This window comes from Clostridium sp. ATCC 25772 (assembly GCF_001573875.1).
Lineage (GTDB): Bacteria > Bacillota > Clostridia > Clostridiales > Clostridiaceae > Clostridium_J > Clostridium_J senegalense.
In genome coordinates this window covers 1-504 of sequence record NZ_LFRG01000233.1, presented here as the reverse complement: position 1 = coordinate 504, position 504 = coordinate 1, and the positions used below count along the sequence as shown (strand labels likewise).

Sequence of the window (504 nt, the reverse complement as noted above, 5' to 3'; positions counted from 1 at the left end):
TATAATTTATTTAAGCATAAAAAAAGATTGGGAAAATCCCAATCTTTTTATTATCTATCTTCGTCAGTAACGTTAAATACGTAAGGTATGTTTCTGTAGTAGTCTCCGAAGTTTAATCCGTATCCTACAACAAATTTATCTTCTATTTCAAATCCACAGTAGTTAGGAACTAATTCCACTTTTCTTCTGCTTGGTTTATCTAAAAGAACACAACATTTTATACTAGCAGGGTTCTTAGTTTTTAAGTGACCCATAACAAAGTTCATTGTAAGATATCTTCTAAATTATTTGTATCAGTTATATCATCTACAACTAAAACATCATATCCTTCTATATCATCACTTATATCTGCTACCATGTTAACTTGACCAGTACTGCTTTCTCCATGCCCGTAGCTTGAAGTAGTCATAAATCCGATTTTAACAGGTACTGTTATGTTTCTTACTAAGTCTGCGCAGAATATGAAGCTTCCTTTTAATAGTGATATTACCATTAATTTCTTTC

General features: G+C 31.0%; 1 pseudogene. It reads right to left on the bottom strand.

The annotated features are described in order from the left end of the window. Window positions 1–50 precede the first annotated feature (50 nt). Window positions 51–504: pseudogene (gene hpt / locus AZI32_RS17745) on the bottom strand (hypoxanthine phosphoribosyltransferase); the annotation flags it as partial.